This window comes from Spirosoma sp. SC4-14 (genome assembly GCF_037201965.1).
GTDB lineage: Bacteria > Bacteroidota > Bacteroidia > Cytophagales > Spirosomataceae > Spirosoma.
Genome location: NZ_CP147518.1, coordinates 7,008,725 through 7,029,398 on the forward strand (window position 1 = coordinate 7,008,725; position 20,674 = coordinate 7,029,398).

Below are 20,674 nucleotides of genomic sequence, written 5' to 3' on the forward strand. Positions count from 1 at the left end.
AGATTCTGATTTAGCAGTTAACCTACATGGGTTGAAGCAGATTGGTTGGCCCCGAAGCAGCTTGCTCCAGGGCTCGAACAATGGCCCGTTTGCCCAGTTCAATTTTAAACGTATTGTGTCCGTAGCCACGGGCCCCTTCGAGCAATTTTTGGGCAACGGACACAAAACTGGCTTTCTGGGCGGGCTTGCCAATCAACATAGCTTCGGCTTCTGACCTGCGCCAGGGTTTATGTGCTACGCCACCCAAAGCGATTCGGGCATCGGTAATCTGGTCGCCATCTATTTCCAGACCAACGGCAACAGATACCAGCGCAAACGCATACGAAGCCCGGTCGCGCACTTTCAGATAGGTATAATGATCGGCAAAACCTTTTGCCGGTAAATCGATTGCCGTTACCAGCTCGCCCGGTTTAATGATATTATCATATTGCGGTTCGTCGCCCGGAAGCCGGTGAAACTCGGCAATAGGAATGCTACGCTCACCCAGGGGGCCCAACACCTGCACCACCGCATCGAGTGCCCGCAAGGCAACACACATATCCGACGGATGCGTGGCAATGCAGCTTTCGCTCGTTCCCAGAATAGCATGAATGCGATTATAGCCGTTTATGGCCCCACAGCCCGAACCCGGCTGGCGTTTGTTGCAGGGCATAGCCGGGTCGTAGAAATAATAACAGCGGGTTCGCTGAAACAGGTTGCCGCCATTGGTAGCCATATTCCGCAGTTGGGGCGATGCCCCTGCCAGAATAGCCTGCGACAAGAGTGGATACCGCTTTTCGACCTCCTCATGGTAGGCCGTATCGGCGTTGGTTACTAAAGCACCAAGCCGCAAACCACCGTCAGCCGTATTTTCGATAGTAGTTAACGGCAACTGATTAATGTCGACCAGCCGGTTTGGCCGTTCAACATTCACCTTCATCAGGTCCAGAATGTTAGTTCCACCGGCAATAAACTTAGCCTCCTGATGGGCGGCTACATCACGAACTGCCAAATCAATTTCGGCGGGACGGACATACGAAAAGCTATTCATTGAGTAAGGCTTTAGAATTGATTTGCATCACCTCGCTAATAGCGTCAACAATGTGCGGATAGGCTCCGCATCGGCAGATATTGCCACTCATTAGCTCTCGTATATCGTCAGTAGTGCGGGCACGCCCTTCATTGATAAGACCAACGGCCGAACAAATCTGCCCCGGCGTGCAATAACCGCATTGATAAGCATCATGATTGATAAAGGCCGTCTGCAAAGGATGCAAATCAACTGAATCGCCTTCACTGTTCGCCAGGCCCTCAATTGTTGTTATTTCGGCTCCCTCTTTCATCACTGCCAGCGTCAGGCATGAATTAATCCGTTTCCCATCAACCAGCACCGTACAGGCTCCACACTGCCCATGATCGCAGCCTTTTTTTGTGCCGGTCAGGTTCAGGTATTCACGAAGCGCATCGAGCAAACTGGTCCAGGGTGCCAGTTCAAGTTGTTGTTGAGTACCATTAAGGGTCAGTGTGATAAGTTGCTTCTCAGGCAACGCAATGGGTGTTTCCGAAAGCTCAGGAAGTAAGGTTGTCGTCGGCATAGATCATTTGCGGGTTAGTGGCATCGATCAGATAAGCAGTAGAACGGCTGGTTCCGGTTGATGTTTAAAAATCTATAGAAATACTAGGCAAATAATTTCAGGAGTTATTTACCGGACCCATGCACCACTTATCCCTTATTTTCACTACCTCATAACTTTACCTGAACTTCTTAAAATAGCAACACACTCTCATTCGTTATTCTGCCATGTTGCGTTAATTAATCCTCTACTTTGCAGTCCTCTTCGGTTATGCCATGAAAACGGCTTTATCATTACCAACATTAATACTAGGAACAGCTCTTAACAGCCTTGTAGTGGCGCAAACGCCAGACCAGAGTACATTTATTTGTCGATATACCGGAGGGAGCGTTGGGCCGCAGGTGATCTGTGCCAACTCCAATTCGACCTCGAAAGGCCACGCCGAACGCGTAGTTGACAAAATTCTGAAGCCTATTGGTCTCATGCGGAATTTTCAGGTTATGGAATGCTCTAATACCGACAACTGCTTTGCTACCGTCGTGAAAGGGCAACGGTTCATCATTTATGATGCCGCTTTTATGCAAAGCATCGAAGAAGAAACCGAAACCGACTGGTCGGCCATTAGCATTATGGCCCACGAAATTGGGCACCATCTTCAGGGACACACGATTGATGGTCGGGGTGGGCAGCCTCAGAAAGAAATTGAAGCCGATCGGTTTTCAGGCTTTGTACTACACCAGCTAGGGGCATCACTCAATGAAGCTACTATAGCCGTACGAACACTGGGCGACGAGCACGCTACGTCGACACACCCGGCTAAACCGGCTCGCATCGAAGCAATTCGGAAAGGCTGGCTCGAAGCCGAAGCGATGTATCCCAAAAGCCATACGCTCGTGAAAACCTCAGCGCCTATGGCTCCCAAAAAGCTCAATACCAACTCAACCATTACCACGGCATCGTCGCGTCCGGTAGTAGCTCCTGCTACTACACCAACTCGTGCTACTGTTGGCTGTATTACGGGCGATTGTGAGGACGGAACAGGCATCTTTGTGTATCCGACCCGCGAGCGTTATGCCGGAGAATTTGAAGAAGGCGATAAACACGGCGAAGGCATTGAATACTATGCCGATGGAAAGGTAAAGTACAAAGGCAATTTCCGCGATAACCTTCGCTCAGACTACGGTGTATACTACTACCGCAATGGCGACAAATATGAAGGCTGGTTCGAGAAGAATGTCCCCAACGGAAAAGGGGTCTACTATTTTGCCGATGGCAGTCGTATTGTAGCCATCTTCAAAAACGGTCAGCCGCTCAAAGGCGGAGTTTTATACAACGCCGACGGAGAGCGGGTGGAGTAAAGGAAGGCGAAAACAATTGAATTGTCTACAGAGGACACAAAGTAATCGACCATTGAATTATTACTTTGTGTCCTCTGTAGACAATGATTTTTTACTCGATCAAAACTCCAGAATTGTTTTTTCGATTATATCGCAGGCTTCGTGCATTTGCTCTTCGGTAATAACCAGTGGCGGAGCAAACCGAATTTTGTCGCCGTGTGTAGGCTTAGTTATCAGCCCGTTGTCTTTTAGCTTCAGGCAGATTTCCCAGGCGGTTTCTGAACCAAGCTCAGGCCGTTCGGCAATTACAATGGCATTCAGCAGTCCTTTACCCCGCACCGATTTAACCAGTTCGGTTTTCTGGCTCAGGGCTATCATTCGGTCACGGAAAATTTCGCCCATTGCCATCGCATTTTCGGCCAGTTTCTCCTCTTCAACTACCCGAAGTGCCTCCATTGTCACCACACAGGCCAGCGGATTACCGCCATACGTGCTACCATGCTCACCCGGTTTAATCGTCAGCATAACCTCATCGGAAGTCAGAACGGCCGATACGGGCATAGTTCCACCCGATAAGGCTTTACCCAGAATAAGCAGATCAGGCTTTACGCCTTCGTGATCGCAGGCTACCCGCATTCCTGTCCGCCCGATGCCGGTCTGTACTTCATCGGCAATGAACAGTACATTATATTTAGTGCATAGTTCGCGAACACCGCGCAGATAGCCCTCATTGGGCACTACTACACCGGCTTCGCCCTGAATAGGCTCCACCATGAAACCGGCAATATTCGGATCGTTTTTAAATGTTTCTTCAAGCGCAGCCAGGTCATTATACGGGATAATAATATAGCCCGGAAGCAGCGGCCCAAAATCGTTGGTACTGCTCGGATCAGTCGACGACGAAATAGCAGCCAGCGTACGTCCCCAGAAATTACCGGCGGCATACACCGTTTTAGCCTGATTCTGTGGAATACCTTTTACCTTATACGCCCATTTTCGCGTTAGTTTCAGGGCTGTTTCCCCCCCTTCGGCTCCCGAGTTCATCAGCAAAGCCTTATCGTAGCCAAAATACTCGCAAAGGAATTTTTCGCAAAGGCCGGTTTTATCATTGTAAAAAGCCCGCGACGTAAGGGTTAGGCGTTGTGCCTGCTGAATCATGGCATTGATAATCCGGGGATGGCAATGCCCCTGACTAACGGCGCTATAAGCCGACAGAAAGTCAAAATAGCGCTTCCCTTCTACATCCCATACGAAAACGCCTTCGCCCCGTGTCAAAACAACCGGAACAGGATGATAGTTATGCGCCCCGTAGTGCCATTCTAATTGCATGGCCTGGTCGGCGGCAGAAATCGGCATAGTCGTTTCCATAGCTTGCAGTGAACGAAGTTAAACTTTAAAGACGCTGGATGCTGGCGGTTAGACGCTGGCTATCGGCTGCTAGACAAACATCCAATAGCCAGCGTCTAACCGCCAGCGAACCCTTTGCATCAAAAATACGGTTATTCGCTCATACCCCCAAACGCATGAAACAGCAGCCAGCGAAGCCTAAAATTCCCGGTTTAGCAGACGACGATTACTACTACACGCCTGAGGGTTTTGTGGTCTTTACGGCCTCCTATCACCTAAAACGCGGGTATTGCTGCCGAAATGGTTGCCGTCATTGCCCGTATGGATTCAAAAAAAAGGGAGAATGAATTGCAGATTATGAATTGATTAGCTAATTTTGCGCCCTCATACGGAAAACGAGTACGGTAATGGCCAGAGTTTGTCAAATCACAGGAAAACGCACACGCGTAGGAAACAACGTTTCGCACGCTAACAATAAAACCAAGCGTAAATTTTATCCGAACCTGCAAAAGAAGCGGTTCTTCGTTGAATCAACCGGCGAGTGGATTACGCTGAAAGTAGCTACATCTGCTATCAAGACCATCAATAAAAACGGTCTGGAAGCAACACTCCGTAAGGCTTACGAACGCGGTACGCTGTCGGTATAGTCTTTTGAAAGATATTGATTCGTGAGCCTCTTCCGGCATGGAGGAGGCTTTTTGTGTTTAGTATTCGGTATCAGGTTTATGGTTTACAGTTGCTGGTTGCTTTGCTCAAAAAGATGTATGCGAATAGGCAAAGCAACCAGCAACTGTAAACCATAAACCGAATATAGACCATTATGAAACTAACTTTTGAAGATCTGATCGTTTTCGAGAACGAGGATTATATACTCATTAACAAACCCCCCTATGTAGCTTCGCTCGATGAGCGAACAAATGACCGGGGGGGGCAAAGTATCATCCGAATGGCGAAAGCCTACCACCCGGATGCACAGCTTGGGCATCGGCTCGATAAAGAAACATCGGGGATTCTGGCTATTGCCAAAAATCCCGACGCCTATCGGCACCTGGCAATGCAGTTCGAACATCGGGAATTAACCAAGCGCTACCATGCTGTTGTGAATGGTGTGCATGATTTCGATGGCATTTCAGTTTTCCTGCCTATCTCGCCCATTAAAGACGGCACAGCCGTTCGTATTGATCGGGAGAAAGGAAAAGTAGCCGAAACGATCTTCAACACCTTACGCGCCTACCGCACAACAACTCTGGTCGAGTGTTTGCCCATTACGGGCCGAATGCACCAGATTCGCGTGCATCTGATGTGTCTGAAAGCTCCTATCGTCAACGATCCAACCTATGGTGGCGAGCCAGTGTATTTATCCCAGATCAAGCGGAACTTCAACCTCAAGCAAAATACAGAAGAACTCCCACTGATTCAACGAGTTGCGCTGCATGCATATTCATTAACATTCAGCTTGCTCAATGGCGAAGAACAAACCTTTGAAGCGCCCTATCCTAAAGACTTTGCCGTATTAGTAAAGCAATTAGAAAAATTTAGTTAAGCCAATGTTCGGTTTGTGGGTTTCGGTTTATAGTTTTCGGTGATTTTCGGCCGTTTACCGAAAACTATAAACAAAAAACTTTACCTCCAATGTTCGTTCATACCGTTTTCTTCTGGCTTAAGCATCCCGAAAACAACGACGACCGCAGTGCGCTGGCTGCTGGCCTCGAAACGCTGAAAGGCGTACAGGAAATTTCGGCTGCCTACATCGGCAAACCTGCCGACACCCGCCGACCTGTTATTGATCACTCTTACGACTTTTCGCTAACCTTCGTCTTTACCGACAAAGCAGCTCACGATGTTTATCAGGAACATCCCATTCATCTGAAGTTTGTAGCCGACTGTGCTCACTTATGGCAACGTGTGCAGGTCTATGATGCGGTGAGTTAGGGGGCAGGGTGCTCCGCGCAGGGATAGCGGGGGATGGCTTGGAGTGCTACAGAACAATCCCTGCAACTTCCCCGCTATCCCCGCGCGAAGCACCCGCCTTTTCCCATTGCCGACATTCCGTCATTTTAAACTACCTTTGTATTAGGGGTTTATTTATAGCAATGTTGCAATAGAGACGGGTTGAGCCGCGTTTTTCGTTAACGATGCACCACGACACGCAGACCAACATGAATACCAAACATAGATTTTTCCTTGCTTCTCCACTGCTTGGCTTAGTTGGTAGCCTCGGAATGATGCTATGGCTCACAACAACGCCCGCATTGGCTCAACGGAAGCGTGACAAACCCGAGGCTGCCATTGCCAAACCGGGCTCGGGCTCTACAACCACGGTTCGGTTAGAGGAAGAAACGATGTTTGCCGAAGGCATGCGGTATATGATGACCGATGAGCCTGCCAAAGCAGTTGCCCAGTTTGGGAAAGTTCTCCAGAAATACCCTAACAACGCAGCCGCTCAGTACTCGACCGCCAATGCCCTTATAAAAACCGGCAAAGTATCCGAAGCCATTCCCTATGCCTCTAAAGCGTATTCGCTCGATAAGGAGAATAAATTTTATGCGTTGCTACTGGCCGAACTGTACGTAAAGCAGAAACGGTATAGTGAAGCCGAAGAGCTATACGAATCACTGCTGAAAAAAAGTACTGAAAATGTTGAATATGGTGTTGAGCTGGCAGCCATCTATCTGTTCGACGAAAAGCCCGATAAAGCCCTGGAAACATACAACAAGGTTGAACGTGAACTCGGGCTAAATGAAGAAATTACGCGGCAAAAGCAACGGATATACCTTAAGCAGAACAAAATCGATAAAGCCATTGAAGAAGCCGAACGGTTGGTGGCTTCAGAACCCGGCGAACCCGACTATCTGCTCGAAGGTGCCGAACTGCTCATTGCAAACGACCGTACCGATCAGGCCATTACCTGGATCGACAAAGCCCTGAAACTAAATCCCGACCTCCCCCAGGCGCACGTTCTGCTTGCCGATATCTACCGAAAAAAAGGCGATACGGCCCGTGCCAGCAAAGAGTTAAATCAGGTGCTGGACAATCCGAATCTGGAAGCAGGCCTGAAAGCCCGTATTCTGTCGAGCTACGTGGGCCTGACCGGCGAAAACCCCACGGCTCAGCAGGATGCCCTGACAATGGCTCAGAATTTAGCCAAAAGCTCCCCAAATGATGTGAAAGCCCAGATCATGGTTGCTGACCTGCTTATGCAACAGGGCAAAAAAGTTGAAGCACGCGATGCCTATGCGAAAGCCGCCCAAATCGACGGCTCAATTTATGAGGTGTGGGGTGCATTGCTTCAACTGGATGGCGAACTGAATCAGGTCGATAGCTTATTGGAACACTCGCAGAAAGCACTGGAAGTGTTTCCTACTCAGGGCCTATTCTGGTACTCCAACGGTTCGGCGAATCTCTACAAACGGAAATACCAGGAGGCTGTCGATGCCCTCGAAGAGAGTAAAAAACTGCTGGCAGTAACCAACAATAACGAAATAAAAAAAGGAATTGATGCTCAGTTGGGCGATGCCTACAATGGCGTTGGCGATTATGCCAAGTCCGACGAAGCTTACGAAGCCGTATTGAAAGTTGATCCGCTCAACGACCATGTGCTAAATAATTACAGTTATTTTCTCTCATTACGAAAAGAAAATCTGCCACGAGCACAACAACTGGCCCAGAAACTCGTCGAACGAAATCCATCCAATGCTACGTATCTAGACACCTATGCCTGGGTTTTGTATGTGTCGAAAGATTATACAAAAGCCAGACAGTATCTGGAAAAAGCCATGGCCGACCCGGCAGTTAGTGGCACCATTATCGAACATTATGGCGATGTTCTGTTCCAGCTTGGTCAGGCCGACAAAGCACTCGTTCAGTGGAAGCTGGCCAAAACAAAAGGCGGTGGCAGTCCTGACTTAGACAAAAAAATTGCAGCCGGAAAGTTGTAGAAACGGCTCTCGGTTTTACTTGGCGGTTAGTAGTGTATCTGTTATGTTCGTTTTAACGGCTCACAGAAACTACAAACTGAAATTCATAAACCGAAAGACCGAAAACTAACCCAATGAATAAATACCTGCTATTCACATTAGTACTGGAAGTATTTATAGTTACGGAAGGATGTCGGCGCCGACATCTTTCAAGAGTTGGGGGGCCTACCCCAACGGCATCGGCTTCAAAGCCGGATTCGGCAGGGGTAGCCCTGTCCGATTCGTCGGCTACTACTTTGCCAGCCGATTCGATAGTAGTCACTCGCCCTAACCGCCCCGGCATTGAAGAAGCCCGTGCCAATGTGGCCGAAATTGACTTTAAATACCTAACGGCCAAGTCGAAAATCTCGTTTAAAAGCCCGAATCAGGATATCGACAATGCCAATATTAATATCCGGGTTCGGAAAGACAGTGTGATCTGGCTATCGGTTTCGAAGTTAGGACTAGAAGCCGTTCGGGGCCTTATCACACGCGATTCCATTACCATTGTCGATAAGATTCATAAGGAATACTCTGTATACGACTTCCCAACGCTAAGCAGGCAATTCAATTTCAACATGAACTTCGAATTGCTACAGGCACTCATTGTTGGTAATTTGCCCCTACCCAAACGACCTGCTCAAAAAATCAAGAACGAACGGGATTATTTGTTGCTGCGGCAAAGTGAAGGCAAGGTTCTGGTCGAAAATTATATTGGTGAGGAGGACCGTAAGCTCAAAAAACTTATGGTGACCGAGCAACCTACCAAAAACACATTACGATTAGATTACGAAGATTTCACGTCGCTCAACAACTTTTTATTCCCCTATACCAGCTTAGTAACGCTCGATTATCAATCGAAAACCGATGGGCAATTTTATCAAACATTGCTCCGTATTAAGCACAATAAAGTTGAACTCGTCGATAAAAATCCGGGATTTCCGTTCACCATTCCGGCCAGTTATCAACGCAGACCGTAATTCTGTATTTCCGACACTATGCAATCGAATACCTTTTCCTGTTCTATACTCATACGACTAAGCCTGAGCTTACTGATAGGTCTTGGCTTTATCGTATCGCCTGGAATAGCTCAGCAAACCCAACGCAATCGGCAGGCGCTGGAAAAGGAAAAAAAGCAGAACCTGGAAAAAATGGGGCAGATCCGAACAATTCTGAACCAGACAGCTTCCGAAAAAAAGGTGAGTATGGGGCAACTCAAAGCGCTTAATCAACAGATTAACACGCAGTCGCAGCAGATAAATCTGCTCAACAAAGATCTCAGGCTTACGGAGGCCGAAATTGCGGAGCTTCGTCAGGCCAGCACCCGACTCACCCGCGATCTCAACAAACTCAAAGCCGAATACGGCTCCATGATTTATGCAGCCGACAAGCGCCGTCAGCAGGTAAATCCACTGGGCTTCCTGTTTGCCTCCGACAACTTCAACCAGTTGGTTGCCCGGTATCGATATCTGCGCCAATACTCCGATGCCCGCTTAAGTCAGGTTCGCCAGATGACCAATGTCCAGAATATGTTGCAGAACCAACAGCGGGCAACGCAGCATAAACGTCAGGAGCAGGAAGGAACACTGGCAACGAAGGTGCAGGAAGGCCGGAAGCTGGAAAAACTGAAGGAAGAGAAAGATCAGGTTGTTAAAACCTTAAGTACCAAAGAAGCCGAACTACGGGCCGAACTGGCCGAAAGTCAGCGAGCAGTTGGCCGACTCGAATCAATGATTACGCGGTTGATTGCACGTGAAGCCAAAGAACGTGCCGAACGTGAAGCCCGCGAACGCGCCGAGCGTGAACGACTGGCCAAAATTGAGGCAGCCCGCAAAGCTGCCGAACGAAAACGTGCCGAAGATGCCATTGCAGCCGCCGAAAAAGCGGGAGAAAAACCAGCTCCTGCCGATGTAGCCACCGTTGAACGCCCGGTGGAAACGACCCCTGCACCCAAACCCGACGAGCGCCGGAACAATAACCTCAATGATGAAGAAACGGCACTGGCATCTTCATTTACAGCATCGCGGGCGCATCTGCCGTGGCCCGTTTCGAAAGGATTTATTTCGGATCGTTTCGGGCGAAAACCCCATCCGGTACTGAAAGGTATTTATGTCGAAAATCAGGGAATCGACATTCAGACCAATGCTGGGGAAAGTGTTCGTACGGTTTATGATGGTATTGTTCAGGACGTTACCAGTATGCCCGGCATGAACAACGTGGTGGCGATTCAACACGGCGATTACTTTACGGTTTATGCTAAACTGCGCACGGTTTCGGTTCGGGTAGGACAACGGGTGAAAGCCCGCGAAACCATAGGCACCGTAGCCACCGATAAAAACGGTGTCTCGGAACTTCAATTCCAGATATGGAAAGAATTTACCAAGCTCAACCCCGAAACCTGGCTTGTGCCGCATTAAGTGGTTGTTATTGATAGTCAGTTATTGGTCATTTGTTTTATTCCAATCTTTAATGACAAATGACTAACCACCAATCGTCTTCCGTTGGCAGTTAGTAAAAAGCCGTACCTTTGCAGCCATTTGACTGCTCATTCAGAACTGCCAACCGGTCACTACCATGTCTGTTCATAATCCCGATATCAAGCGCGTTACGACGCATACGATCCAGGAACTTAAAAATAAAGGCGAAAAAATCACAGCATTAACCGCTTACGACTATTCGATGGCCCGGGTTGTCGACCAGGCGGGCGTAGAGCTAATTCTGGTAGGTGATTCAGCCTCCAACGTAATGGCTGGCCACGAAACAACCCTGCCCATTACGCTCGACCAAATGATTTATCACGCCAGTTCAGTGGTGCGTGGGGTCAAACGGGCGCTGGTGGTTGTCGATTTACCCTTCGGGTCTTACCAGGGTAACTCGTCCGAAGCACTGCGATCGGCCATACGAATCATGAAAGAATCCGGCGCGCACGCCGTAAAAATGGAAGGTGGACAGGAAATCAGAGAATCGATTGTTCGCATCCTTAGCGCTGGCGTTCCAGTAATGGGGCATTTGGGACTGACTCCGCAATCAATCTACAAATTTGGCACCTACGCCGTTCGGGCCAAAGAAGATGCCGAAGCCCAAAAACTCATCGACGATGCCCATATGCTTCAGGACCTTGGATGCTTTGGTGTCGTACTCGAAAAAATTCCGGCGACTCTAACGAAAACGGTTTCGCAAAGTCTGACCATTCCAACCATTGGCATTGGTGCCGGGCCTGATGCCGACGGTCAGATTCTGGTCTTTCACGACGTGTTAGGCATCAATAAAGAATTTAAACCCCGTTTCCTGCGTCGATATGCCGACCTGCATACGGTTATGACTGAGGCTATTGCACATTATGTCGATGATGTAAAAGCCAACGACTTTCCGAACGAGAACGAAGCATATTGAGTTAGTAAAGAATCCCGTTTGGGGATAAGGGGTAATTATTATGAAGAAGAAACCATTTCAGGTTATATACGAAGACAATCATCTCCTGATTGTGAATAAAGAGCCAGGGATTTTGGTTCAGGGCGACCGTACGGGCGATGTTACACTACTAGACGTCCTGAAACAGTACGTTAAAGAAAAATACAACAAACCCGGCGAGGTCTTTCTGGGATTGGTTCATCGGCTCGATCGCCCGGTGAGCGGACTTGTTGTTTTTGCTCGTACATCCAAAGCACTGGAGCGTATGACGGAGCTTTTTCGCAAACGTCAGATTCAGAAAACATACTGGGCTGTTGTTCGCCAAAAACCGCCTAAAAACACCGATAAACTCGTAAACTGGCTCATAAAAGATGAGCAGAAAAATCAGGTTACGGTTTATGATTATGAGGTTCCAGGCTCACAAAAAGCCGAGCTATCGTATCGGGTTCTGGGCCGAATAAACGAACATTATCTGCTCGAAGTAAGCCCCATCACGGGCCGTCCGCATCAGATTCGGTCGCAACTGGCGCATATGGGCTGTCCCATTCGGGGCGATGTAAAATACGGTTACGATCGCGCCGTGCCGGATAAGAAAATCTATCTGCACGCCCGTCGGTTATATTTCATTCATCCCGTAAAAAAAGAACCGATTCTCTGTAAGGCGGGTCTACCCAACGATCCATTCTGGGAAGAATTTCTGGACCTGGACGATGAAAACTACAAAGACAAGAACATGGATCACATCTTTGAGTAACATAAAAGAAAGGCGGAGCTAATAAGCCCCGCCTTTGCTGATTCAGGTTGATTCAACAAAATATCTTGTCATTAGCCGCTGGCAATTGATCATTAGAGCAGAGCTACATAACAAATGTCTAATTGCCAATGACTAACCAACTACTTAATAGTTGCCAATGGGAAACGAATAGCCAACCGATACAGCTACTCCACGATTTCGGGCGTTGATGTTGATAACAGGCAGTTGCACCTGACGCGTAAATCCGTGTGTATAACGAGCCTCAACGAGAAACTTACCACGTCCGGCATTCATAGATAAACCCAAACCACCCACAGCACTTACATCCCAGCGACTGAGTGTATTGCCATAATCGACATCGATATCAACCGGTTGGGTAGTGAAGAGCGATGTGCCACGAGTACGAATACGACCATCGAAAGCAAAGCTTACAGCAGGTCCAACAATCAGATAAGGCTGAACGGTACTTTCAGCATCGGTAAGATTTACTTTTGCCAGCAGTGGAATTTCGAGCGTTTGCGACTGGTAAGCAATCCGAACGCCAAGGGGTAACGTAAATCCTCCAAGGTTCAGGTCGAGTCCCTGTTTAACAGCAAACCCTTTTTGCACATAGGAAATTTCGGGCCGGAATGATACCCGATCACTCAGCGGAATGTCTAAAAACAGAGCACCAACAGGACCAGCCGACGGATATAAGGTTGGCGTCAGGCTACTCAAAAAATCAGGTTTAGAAGCAAAGCCCCAGTTGGCTCCGGCCCGAACGCCAACCTGAATCTGAGCAAATGATGTTTGAATAAGTACCAAACACAGCCCGAACGCAACTACACTGGTAAACACAATACGTTTCATGAATTGATGGGAAAATAGATTGATAAATAAGGAGCATGACATTGTTTGTGTAAAGTGTAGGCAATAGGCAGTCAGCATTTCTGTGTAATTCAAGGATTAGACGGAGTAGGTTGTAAAAAGATTAATGAGAAATTGAAATTATTTTGTAACCCATTATGAGTCAGCGAGTAAATAGTTTATCGAAGCAACTGGAGCCCCTTCGTCAACAGCTCACCAATCATCCCTTATATGCTTCTGTACAGTCGACCGATGATCTGCGATTGTTCATGCAATCGCACGTGTGGGCGGTTTGGGATTTCATGTCGTTATTGAAAGCGCTCCAACGAAATCTAACTTGTGTCGATGTTCCGTGGGTCCCCGTTGGCAATGCCGAAACACGGTATCTGATCAACGAAATTGTAGTTGGCGAAGAAAGTGATGTTGACCCTGATGGCAATCGGGTAAGCCATTTTGAGCTTTACCTGCAAGCGATGAAACAAGCCGGAGCCGATACCCATCTCAGTGAAGCCCTCGTCAGTGAATTGAAAAATGGACGTTCCATCGACGAAACACTGGCAACTCTGCATTTGCCCGAAGGCAGTCGGCAGTTTATTGGCTTTACGTTCGATTTGATCAAAAAAGGGCGCTTACATGAGATTGCGGCCGTATTTACGTTTGGTCGTGAAGATCTGATTCCCGATATGTTCATTGCACTGGTTCGGCAACTGCGCGACCAGTCGCCCCAACAACTAAGCCTTTTCACGTATTACCTGGAACGCCATATAGAAGTTGATGGCGATCATCACTCGCACCTGGCCAAAGCCATGACGGCTGAATTGTGCGGTTCTGACCCACAACGATGGCACGAAGCTACATTGGCGGCCGAAGCAGCACTACAGGCGCGGATTGCGCTTTGGGATAGCGTATATGCCCAAATTTCGCATCCAGAAACTGTGTAAGACACCAATCTAGCATCTAAAAAAACCCGAATTGCCCCTGAGCCAATTCGGGTTTTTTCTTTATCGACGGTCTGGTTGTACTTTTTCTTGAAAACATTGCAGCCGAATTGTAACTTTACTAATTCGGTCTATTCTTCGTAGCTGTATACTTTTCGGAAGTGCAACAGACGAAGGCGCTGAAACTACCTGCGACCCTTAGATGAACTACATAAAACCCACAAAATTTAGCTATCTCCCTAAATTTTTAATGCCCCTGGATATACTCGGCATTTTCGAGCGCGATCCGTTCGGCAACTCATTATTGGTTCGACGGATGCTGATTGGCATTATTGGCTGGCTCACCTATGCCCGCTATACGGTTGTTAACCGAATTCAAATTGAAGGAACTGAACATCTGGAAAACCTACCAATCAACAACGTTCTGTTTCTTTCGAATCACCAAACCTATTTTGCCGACGTTATTGCTTTCTTTCATATTTTCTGCGCCGTGAAATGGGGGTTTCAGAACACCCTCTTACCTCCCGTCTATTTATTCGGTCCAAGAGCCCGTCAATATTATGTAGCCGCGTCCGAAACGATGAAGAAAGGCATTGTCCCCAAAATTTTTTCGGCTGGCGGAGCCATCACCATCGAGCGGTCGTGGCGGGCCGATGGCCGCGAAGTTCAACGTTCGGTCGATACATCGGCCAATGACAAAATAGCGAAAGCCCTGGCTCATGGCTGGGTTGTTAGTTTTCCGCAGGGAACAACCAGCCCCTATGCGCCCGTACGCAAAGGAACCGGCCACCTCATCAAAAACAACGAACCGATTGTGATCCCTGTGGTAATCAATGGCTTTCGGCGGGCTTTCGATAAAAAAGGGCTTCGTTTTAAGAAACGCAATACACTCTTAACTGTTAAATTTAAACCACCTCTTCTTGTTAGTGCCGACGATTCTGTTGATGATATTGTCGCCAAAGTACGTCACGCCATTGAGCAGGATACTCCTAAATGGGCACAGGAGCAGAGCCCACAGTAAAGCACCCATCCTCTATGTTGCCCATACGTCTCGATCAGTAGCCGTATTCCTGAACTCCTTTTACCATGAAATTTCCATCCAACTTACAAACAGTCCTTACAAGCGGTCTGCTACCAGCCTGTTTTTTGTCAGTTGCGTTGTTTGTGCCGGGCTGCAACAAACCTTCCAATAAGGCATCCGAAAATGATTTGACACGGGTTGTTGTCGATACGAATCCTCCCGTTGAGCCTTTATCGCCCGAAGAAAGCATAAAAAAAATACAACTGCCGCCGGGCTACCATGTTGAACTGGTAGCTAGTGAACCTATGGTTCAGGAACCGGTTGCCATTGCCTGGGACGGCAATGGGCGTATGTATGTGGCCGAAATGAACACCTACATGAAAGACGCCAATGCCACCGGCGAATATGCACCAACCAGCCGCATTAAACGGCTGGAAGACACCGATGGTGATGGCCGAATGGATAAATCGACCATTTTTGTCGATAGCCTTGTTTTACCACGCACCATTCTGCCTGTTGGAGATCAGTTATTAGTAGGGCTCACCAACGTGCAGCACATCTGGAGCTATCGGGACACAAATGGTGATGGGAAAGCGGATGAGAAGAAAATCGTATTCCGAAACGATGTGCTCGACTCCCGCAACCTCGAACACCAAAATGGTGGTTTCCTCTGGAATCTGGACAACTGGATTTATCCAACCCGCGATAATCTCCGGTATAAATACAAAAATGGCAACCTCGTGGCCGATACATTAGTCGACAACATGATTGGCCAGTGGGGAATGACTACCGACAACTACGGCCGACTGTTCTATTCCGAAGCAGGGCCGGGACTTCCGGCGGTGCAGATTCAGCAAAATCCAGCCTACGGTGCACTGAACTTTGTCGATCAGTACTCCGACGACTTCACTAAACCCTGGCCTATCATCGGGAATGTGGATGCTCAGGGCGGACGGGAAGCCTTACGAAAAGCAGACAATACCCTCAATAAATTCACCGCCGGATGCGGCCAGTCTATTTTCCGGGGCGACCGGCTTCCGGTCGATATGCAGGGCGATTATTTCATTCCAGAGCCAGTGGGGCGCATTATCAAACGGGGCAAGGTTATCAATAGAAACGGAAAAATCTATATTGAAGATGCCTATAAAGAAAAAGATTGGCTAGCCTCTGCCGACATGAATTTCCGGCCTATCAATACGTATACAGGACCCGATGGCTGCTTTTACATTGTCGATATGTATCACGGCATTATTCAGGAAAGCGAGTGGACCAAACCCGATTCGTATCTGGGCAAAGTTATTCAGCAAAAGGGGCTGTATAAAAACCGAGGAATGGGTCGCATTTACCGCGTCGTTCACGACAATTTTAAACGAGATGACCGAAAGCCTACGTTGCTCAATGAACCAAGTAATCGGCTCGTTACGTATCTGAACCACCCGAACGGCTGGTGGCGCGACAATGCCCAGTTGCTACTTGTTATTCGGAATGATCGGTCGGTAGTGCCAGTGCTGAAGCAAATTGCGGTTGGCGAAAAAGCCTCACTGCCAAACCAACCTGGTCCGCTGGGCCGTATTCATGCTTTATGGACACTGGAAGGAATGGAGGCTATTGACAAACCGACGCTTTTTAAAGCCTTGACGGATGCAGATGCAGAAGTACGCAAAACAGCCGTCTGGATCAGCGAAGGTTTTCTGAAAAAAAATGATTCAGACGTGATTGAAAAATTGGCCAGCCTCCTGAACGACCCAAGTCCCGATGTGCGTATTCAGTTGTCGTTATCGCTTCGGAGCCATAAAACACCGCGTACGACAGAATTAGTGAAAACGCTGCTGGCGAATAACCCAAAAAACGAACTCATGCAGTTTTCGTTTACTACATTCACCGAATCGCAGAAGAAACTGGAAGCCGAGCGAGAACGCACACGCAACCTGAGTCCGGCCGACCGGGCGCTGGTAACGAACGGAGCCACTATTTTCAAGCAGTTATGTGCTACCTGCCACGGACCCGATGGTAAAGGCATTCATGTAGCAGGCAGTAGCCAGATGCCCGCCCCTCCGCTAGTTGGCTCTCCGCGCGTCCGTGGCGACAAAACACTCATCATTCAGTTGCTTCTAAACGGCATGAAAGGCCCAATCGATGGTAAAACCTATCCCGACCTGATGCCAGCAATGGGTAGTAATGACGATAAATGGATTGCTTCTGTATTGAGTTACATCCGAAATAGCAGCGAACTAGGCAACAAGGCATCGGTTGTTACGGCAAAAGAGGTGGCCGATGTGCGGGCAACAACACCCGTTATTCCGGGCGGTATGACCCAGCAGGAACTGGAAATTTTCAAGTTAGGCCGCGCCGAACGAACCAACTGGAACAAACCACGCTAAGATGCATTCTAAGCCCACTTATTGGATGAAAATCAACCTCTGGACAAGCGTTCTGAGCGGCTTACTTACATTGTACATACCGCACGCTATTGCGCAAACACCAACATACACCAATAGTATTGGGATGGAGCTTGTGCTTATTCGACCAGGCACGATGGTGGTTGGTCGTTTCCAGCCACCGTACCCCAAACCGACCTCAGCCAATGTAGCGTCGAAGAAATCGGATTTGCAATGGACTACCCAAGACTATCGGCGTGCCGAAAAAATGGTTAAACAGGATGCCCGACCAGGGTTTACGGTCAAAATTACGCATCCTTATTATATCGGTAAATTTGAGGTAACCCAGGCTCAGTGGAAGCAGGTTATGGGCAACAATCCATCCGCTTTTCAGGGCGATAAGGTACCCGATGATGCCGATCAGCATCCGGTCGAGCAGGTTACGTGGCCAGATGTTCAGGCATTTCTGGCAAAACTAAATTCGATGGATAAAAAACACCATTACCGTTTACCTACCGAATTCGAATGGGAATATGCCGCTCGTGCCGGTGCTCAGGACGATATTTCCTGGAAAGCGATCTGGGCATCTGCCCAAATGGGATCGACCACAACGGCTAAGGTTGGCCAAAAAACGCCCAATGCCTGGGGGCTTTACGATATGTTGGGAAATGTTTGGGAATGGGTACAGGATTATTACAACGAAAAACTATTTGCCGACCCCACTCCTCCCCACTCAGGCCACCAGCATGTGCTGAAAGGGGCTTCGTTTGTGGGCGATGTTAAAAACGCTACTTACATGACCCATGCTGCCGGTCCGGGCAACGGTTGGGACGTTGGCTTTCGGGTAGTCATGGAAGTGAACTAAGTTATTGACCACCAACAGTATGTCTTCACAGCACATAAGCAGCCTGCTGCTGCTACTTTTATCCGTAAATCTGGCAACTGGGCAGATCGGGAAAATCCCGGCGGGTTTTACACCGATTTTCAACGGCAAAGACCTGAAAGGCTGGCATACCAGCCGAACCTCGCATCAGGGAACCACCGGCAATTTTTATGTAGAAAAGGGCGCTATCACGCTAAAGCAGCACCCATATGGACAAGGCGGAATCTTACTGACAGATAAGAAATACGGCAATTTCGAACTCTATCTGGAAGCAAAAGTCGACTCGTTCTGCAACGGCGGAATTTTTATTCGCTCCAGCGAAAGTGGAATGGCCTACCAGATTGAATTAGCAACGCCCGGTGGTCTGGGCGACCTCCTGGGCGAACGGATGAATGTCAGCAAAGGTGCTCAGGCAACGAGCATCGGTAAAGTCTGGAAGGCAAACGACTGGAATTCGTTCCGCATCCGAATGGAAGGCGATGTACCGCGCATTCGCTTATGGGTCAATGGCGAACTGATGTGGGATGTTACAGAACCTAAAAATGACTTTATAGCTGGTGCTACAACGGGCATGATTGGTTTGCAGGCACACTGGTCGGCGGTTTATTCAGAAGCAGCCGAAGCGTTCAACATGGCCGGTTCCTGGAAACCCGGTGCCGCTCACCGATTTCGCAATATTGCCATTAAAGAATTGTAGTGATGGTGAGAGTTGTTGTCGGCACAGAATGAAAGAAGATTTTCTGTGCCGACACACTAGCTGATTACAGCAACCAGCGGAAGAAAATGTAGAGGGTAAACGACAGCAGCAGCGATACAGGTAAGGTCAGTATCCAGGCCAGTGCAATATTCCGTACCGTATCGGCCTGTAGGTTTTTGATGCCTTTGCTGGCAACCATGCTTCCGGCAATGCCCGACGAAAGAACGTGGGTTGTACTAACCGGCAATTTCAGTGCTGAAGCCAATCCGATCATACTGGCAGCGACCAATTCAGCCGAAGCGCCCTGCGCATAGGTCAGGTGTTGCTTACCGATTTTTTCACCAACCGTTACCACAATCCGACGCCAGCCGATCATGGTACCAAGCCCCAGCGAAAGCGCAATCATCAGAATTACCCATAGCGGTGCGTAATCGGTAAACCGACGCAGTCCGCTCTCTTCGCTCAGGCTTTTTTTCATAACTGCCAGTTGATTAGGGCTCAGGTTAGCGCCTTCATCTTCGGCAATCTTATTCATATTGCTATTGATCAGCAGCAGATCCCGACGAACATTCAGTCGCTCTTCTTTCGGTATACGATTTTCGTCCAGCGGAGCCGAGATCATTGCTTTCAGTTCGGTCAGTTCGGTACGGGTACGAGCCAGACGAGCGCGGTTTACAGGTGCCAACTGATTCGAATCCAACGCTGCAATTGTTTGCTCAATACCGACAATATTCGATTGCATCAACCGAGGGTCAAGGTCTGGCTTTACAGCAAAATGAAAGGGCACAATCCCAATCAGGATCAACATAATCAGGCCCACACCTTTCTGACCATCGTTGCTGCCATGAAAGAAACTCACCAGCGAGCAGGTAAGAATCAGAATACCACGAATCCAGGAGGGAGGCAGACTGTTTTTCTTGGGCTCTTTAAAAAGCTGATCTTTAGCTTCGGTCGGTACAGATCGACGTAGCAGGAACATCAACACAATAGCCAGACTAAAACCCAGCAGGGGCGACAAAAGCAGCGCTTCGCCCGTTTCAATTGCTTTATCCCAGTTAACGGCCGATCCAGCCGTATTATCAGGCATGGTAGCAAACGCCAGGCCTACGCCTAAAATTGAGCCTATCAGCGTATGTGAACTTGAACTGGGCAGGCCAAAATACCAGGTTCCCAGGTTCCAGACAATGGCACTCAATAGTAAGGCCAGCACCATCGCAACGCTATGATAAACGTTCTGATCGACCAGTAACTCAACCGGAAGCAGGTTTACAATACCCATTGCAACGCCAATCCCCCCCAGCAAGACACCGGTAAAATTGCAGATACCCGACCAGACAACAGCAACCGTTGGCTTTAAGGAGTTGGTATAAATAACGGTTGCAACCGCATTGGCCGTATCATGAAAACCATTAACAAATTCGAAGGCACAGGCAGCGAATAAGCTGATAAAGAGGAGGATAAAAACATCCGTTTCTAATCCAAACATAGGTGGGTGATCTTCTGTGAGTAGGCTACCAATACTTGTGTAAGCCAATGATTGCCACAAAAGTAAG

General features: G+C 48.4%; 20 protein-coding genes. 15 read left to right on the forward strand and 5 right to left on the reverse strand.

Annotated features, from left to right (window positions below):
• Positions 1 to 22: 22 nt before the first annotated feature.
• Both WBJ53_RS28900 and WBJ53_RS28905 read right to left on the reverse strand, forming a co-directional pair.
• Positions 23 to 1,030 carry a xanthine dehydrogenase family protein subunit M gene (locus WBJ53_RS28900; RefSeq protein ID WP_338872805.1) on the reverse strand — a complete coding sequence of 336 codons (1,008 nt, stop codon included), beginning with the start codon at positions 1,028 to 1,030 and terminating at the stop codon, positions 23 to 25.
• Positions 1,023 to 1,574: a 2Fe-2S iron-sulfur cluster-binding protein gene (locus WBJ53_RS28905; protein WP_338872807.1), complete on the reverse strand. Its 552-nt coding sequence runs from the start codon at positions 1,572 to 1,574 to the stop codon at positions 1,023 to 1,025. Before WBJ53_RS28905 ends, WBJ53_RS28900 begins: the two co-directional genes overlap by 8 nt.
• A gap of 254 nt (positions 1,575 to 1,828) precedes the next feature.
• Between WBJ53_RS28905 and WBJ53_RS28910 the strand changes: the two genes are divergently transcribed.
• A complete protein-coding gene (locus WBJ53_RS28910) occupies positions 1,829 to 2,911 on the forward strand; it encodes a hypothetical protein (protein ID WP_338872809.1) in 1,083 nt (360 codons plus the stop codon).
• A 99-nt stretch (positions 2,912 to 3,010) separates the two neighbouring features.
• Here the strand turns inward: WBJ53_RS28910 and rocD are convergent, their stop codons facing one another.
• Positions 3,011 to 4,258, reverse strand: coding sequence for an ornithine--oxo-acid transaminase (rocD, locus tag WBJ53_RS28915; RefSeq protein WP_338872811.1), 1,248 nt, complete (start codon positions 4,256 to 4,258; stop codon positions 3,011 to 3,013).
• Between the two features lie 155 nt (positions 4,259 to 4,413).
• On the opposite strand from rocD, the gene WBJ53_RS28920 reads away from it, so the two are divergent.
• From WBJ53_RS28920 to WBJ53_RS28960, 9 genes are all read left to right on the forward strand, one after another.
• Positions 4,414 to 4,584, forward strand: coding sequence for a DUF5522 domain-containing protein (locus tag WBJ53_RS28920; protein ID WP_338872813.1), 171 nt, complete (start codon positions 4,414 to 4,416; stop codon positions 4,582 to 4,584).
• 60 nt (positions 4,585 to 4,644) lie between these two features.
• A complete protein-coding gene (gene rpmB / locus WBJ53_RS28925; protein ID WP_338872815.1) occupies positions 4,645 to 4,884 on the forward strand; it encodes a 50S ribosomal protein L28 in 240 nt (79 codons plus the stop codon).
• A 173-nt stretch (positions 4,885 to 5,057) separates the two neighbouring features.
• The gene (locus WBJ53_RS28930) at positions 5,058 to 5,780 is read left to right on the forward strand and encodes an RluA family pseudouridine synthase (RefSeq protein WP_338872817.1); all 723 of its coding nucleotides are present in this window, start codon (positions 5,058 to 5,060) and stop codon (positions 5,778 to 5,780) included.
• 89 nt (positions 5,781 to 5,869) lie between these two features.
• Positions 5,870 to 6,169, forward strand: coding sequence for a Dabb family protein (locus tag WBJ53_RS28935; RefSeq protein WP_338872819.1), 300 nt, complete (start codon positions 5,870 to 5,872; stop codon positions 6,167 to 6,169).
• A gap of 203 nt (positions 6,170 to 6,372) precedes the next feature.
• A complete protein-coding gene (locus tag WBJ53_RS28940) occupies positions 6,373 to 8,175 on the forward strand; it encodes a tetratricopeptide repeat protein (protein ID WP_338872821.1) in 1,803 nt (600 codons plus the stop codon).
• 113 nt (positions 8,176 to 8,288) lie between these two features.
• Positions 8,289 to 9,173 carry a DUF4292 domain-containing protein gene (locus WBJ53_RS28945; protein ID WP_338872823.1) on the forward strand — a complete coding sequence of 295 codons (885 nt, stop codon included), beginning with the start codon at positions 8,289 to 8,291 and terminating at the stop codon, positions 9,171 to 9,173.
• 18 nt (positions 9,174 to 9,191) lie between these two features.
• On the forward strand, positions 9,192 to 10,610 hold the full coding sequence (locus tag WBJ53_RS28950) for a peptidoglycan DD-metalloendopeptidase family protein (RefSeq protein ID WP_338872825.1): 1,419 nt from the start codon (positions 9,192 to 9,194) through the stop codon (positions 10,608 to 10,610).
• A 157-nt stretch (positions 10,611 to 10,767) separates the two neighbouring features.
• A complete protein-coding gene (gene panB, locus WBJ53_RS28955; RefSeq protein WP_338872827.1) occupies positions 10,768 to 11,586 on the forward strand; it encodes a 3-methyl-2-oxobutanoate hydroxymethyltransferase in 819 nt (272 codons plus the stop codon).
• Positions 11,587 to 11,626: 40 nt separating this feature from the next.
• The gene (locus WBJ53_RS28960) at positions 11,627 to 12,358 is read left to right on the forward strand and encodes an RluA family pseudouridine synthase (protein ID WP_338872829.1); all 732 of its coding nucleotides are present in this window, start codon (positions 11,627 to 11,629) and stop codon (positions 12,356 to 12,358) included.
• Between the two features lie 144 nt (positions 12,359 to 12,502).
• Here the strand turns inward: WBJ53_RS28960 and WBJ53_RS28965 are convergent, their stop codons facing one another.
• Positions 12,503 to 13,207 (reverse strand): porin family protein, encoded by a 705-nt coding sequence (locus WBJ53_RS28965; RefSeq protein WP_338872831.1) that lies wholly within the window; start codon positions 13,205 to 13,207, stop codon positions 12,503 to 12,505.
• Positions 13,208 to 13,362: 155 nt separating this feature from the next.
• Between WBJ53_RS28965 and WBJ53_RS28970 the strand changes: the two genes are divergently transcribed.
• The 5 genes from WBJ53_RS28970 to WBJ53_RS28990 all read left to right on the forward strand — a co-directional run bounded on the left by WBJ53_RS28970 (position 13,363) and on the right by WBJ53_RS28990 (position 19,121).
• Entirely contained in the window at positions 13,363 to 14,145 is a 783-nt protein-coding gene (locus WBJ53_RS28970) for a DUF3050 domain-containing protein (RefSeq protein WP_338872833.1), read from the forward strand.
• A gap of 199 nt (positions 14,146 to 14,344) precedes the next feature.
• Complete coding sequence (locus WBJ53_RS28975; RefSeq protein WP_338872835.1) at positions 14,345 to 15,163, forward strand: lysophospholipid acyltransferase family protein; 819 nt, start codon at positions 14,345 to 14,347, stop codon at positions 15,161 to 15,163.
• 65 nt (positions 15,164 to 15,228) lie between these two features.
• A complete protein-coding gene (locus tag WBJ53_RS28980) occupies positions 15,229 to 17,544 on the forward strand; it encodes a HEAT repeat domain-containing protein (protein WP_338872837.1) in 2,316 nt (771 codons plus the stop codon).
• A gap of 25 nt (positions 17,545 to 17,569) precedes the next feature.
• Positions 17,570 to 18,406 carry a formylglycine-generating enzyme family protein gene (locus WBJ53_RS28985; RefSeq protein ID WP_338872839.1) on the forward strand — a complete coding sequence of 279 codons (837 nt, stop codon included), beginning with the start codon at positions 17,570 to 17,572 and terminating at the stop codon, positions 18,404 to 18,406.
• A 19-nt stretch (positions 18,407 to 18,425) separates the two neighbouring features.
• The gene (locus WBJ53_RS28990; RefSeq protein WP_338872841.1) at positions 18,426 to 19,121 is read left to right on the forward strand and encodes a DUF1080 domain-containing protein; all 696 of its coding nucleotides are present in this window, start codon (positions 18,426 to 18,428) and stop codon (positions 19,119 to 19,121) included.
• 64 nt (positions 19,122 to 19,185) lie between these two features.
• On the opposite strand, the gene WBJ53_RS28995 is transcribed toward WBJ53_RS28990, so the two are convergent.
• Positions 19,186 to 20,607, reverse strand: coding sequence for an inorganic phosphate transporter (locus WBJ53_RS28995; RefSeq protein WP_338872843.1), 1,422 nt, complete (start codon positions 20,605 to 20,607; stop codon positions 19,186 to 19,188).
• Positions 20,608 to 20,674 lie beyond the last annotated feature (67 nt).

Excerpts from the sequence above, each read along its gene's own strand:
- WBJ53_RS28995 (WP_338872843.1), bottom strand. The coding sequence starts at position 20,607 with ATGTTTGGATTAGAAACGGATGTTTTTATCCTCCTCTTTATCAGCTTA.
- panB (WP_338872827.1), top strand. The coding sequence starts at position 10,768 with ATGTCTGTTCATAATCCCGATATCAAGCGCGTTACGACGCATACGATC.
- WBJ53_RS28900 (WP_338872805.1), bottom strand. The coding sequence starts at position 1,030 with ATGAATAGCTTTTCGTATGTCCGTCCCGCCGAAATTGATTTGGCAGTT.
- WBJ53_RS28905 (WP_338872807.1), bottom strand. The coding sequence starts at position 1,574 with ATGCCGACGACAACCTTACTTCCTGAGCTTTCGGAAACACCCATTGCG.
- WBJ53_RS28960 (WP_338872829.1), top strand. The coding sequence starts at position 11,627 with ATGAAGAAGAAACCATTTCAGGTTATATACGAAGACAATCATCTCCTG.
- WBJ53_RS28945 (WP_338872823.1), top strand. The coding sequence starts at position 8,289 with ATGAATAAATACCTGCTATTCACATTAGTACTGGAAGTATTTATAGTT.
- WBJ53_RS28990 (WP_338872841.1), top strand. The coding sequence starts at position 18,426 with ATGTCTTCACAGCACATAAGCAGCCTGCTGCTGCTACTTTTATCCGTA.
- WBJ53_RS28965 (WP_338872831.1), bottom strand. The coding sequence starts at position 13,207 with ATGAAACGTATTGTGTTTACCAGTGTAGTTGCGTTCGGGCTGTGTTTG.
- WBJ53_RS28940 (WP_338872821.1), top strand. The coding sequence starts at position 6,373 with ATGCACCACGACACGCAGACCAACATGAATACCAAACATAGATTTTTC.
- WBJ53_RS28920 (WP_338872813.1), top strand. The coding sequence starts at position 4,414 with ATGAAACAGCAGCCAGCGAAGCCTAAAATTCCCGGTTTAGCAGACGAC.
- WBJ53_RS28935 (WP_338872819.1), top strand. The coding sequence starts at position 5,870 with ATGTTCGTTCATACCGTTTTCTTCTGGCTTAAGCATCCCGAAAACAAC.
- WBJ53_RS28930 (WP_338872817.1), top strand. The coding sequence starts at position 5,058 with ATGAAACTAACTTTTGAAGATCTGATCGTTTTCGAGAACGAGGATTAT.
- rpmB (WP_338872815.1), top strand. The coding sequence starts at position 4,645 with ATGGCCAGAGTTTGTCAAATCACAGGAAAACGCACACGCGTAGGAAAC.
- rocD (WP_338872811.1), bottom strand. The coding sequence starts at position 4,258 with ATGGAAACGACTATGCCGATTTCTGCCGCCGACCAGGCCATGCAATTA.
- WBJ53_RS28910 (WP_338872809.1), top strand. The coding sequence starts at position 1,829 with ATGAAAACGGCTTTATCATTACCAACATTAATACTAGGAACAGCTCTT.
- WBJ53_RS28985 (WP_338872839.1), top strand. The coding sequence starts at position 17,570 with ATGAAAATCAACCTCTGGACAAGCGTTCTGAGCGGCTTACTTACATTG.
- WBJ53_RS28980 (WP_338872837.1), top strand. The coding sequence starts at position 15,229 with ATGAAATTTCCATCCAACTTACAAACAGTCCTTACAAGCGGTCTGCTA.
- WBJ53_RS28950 (WP_338872825.1), top strand. The coding sequence starts at position 9,192 with ATGCAATCGAATACCTTTTCCTGTTCTATACTCATACGACTAAGCCTG.
- WBJ53_RS28970 (WP_338872833.1), top strand. The coding sequence starts at position 13,363 with ATGAGTCAGCGAGTAAATAGTTTATCGAAGCAACTGGAGCCCCTTCGT.
- WBJ53_RS28975 (WP_338872835.1), top strand. The coding sequence starts at position 14,345 with ATGAACTACATAAAACCCACAAAATTTAGCTATCTCCCTAAATTTTTA.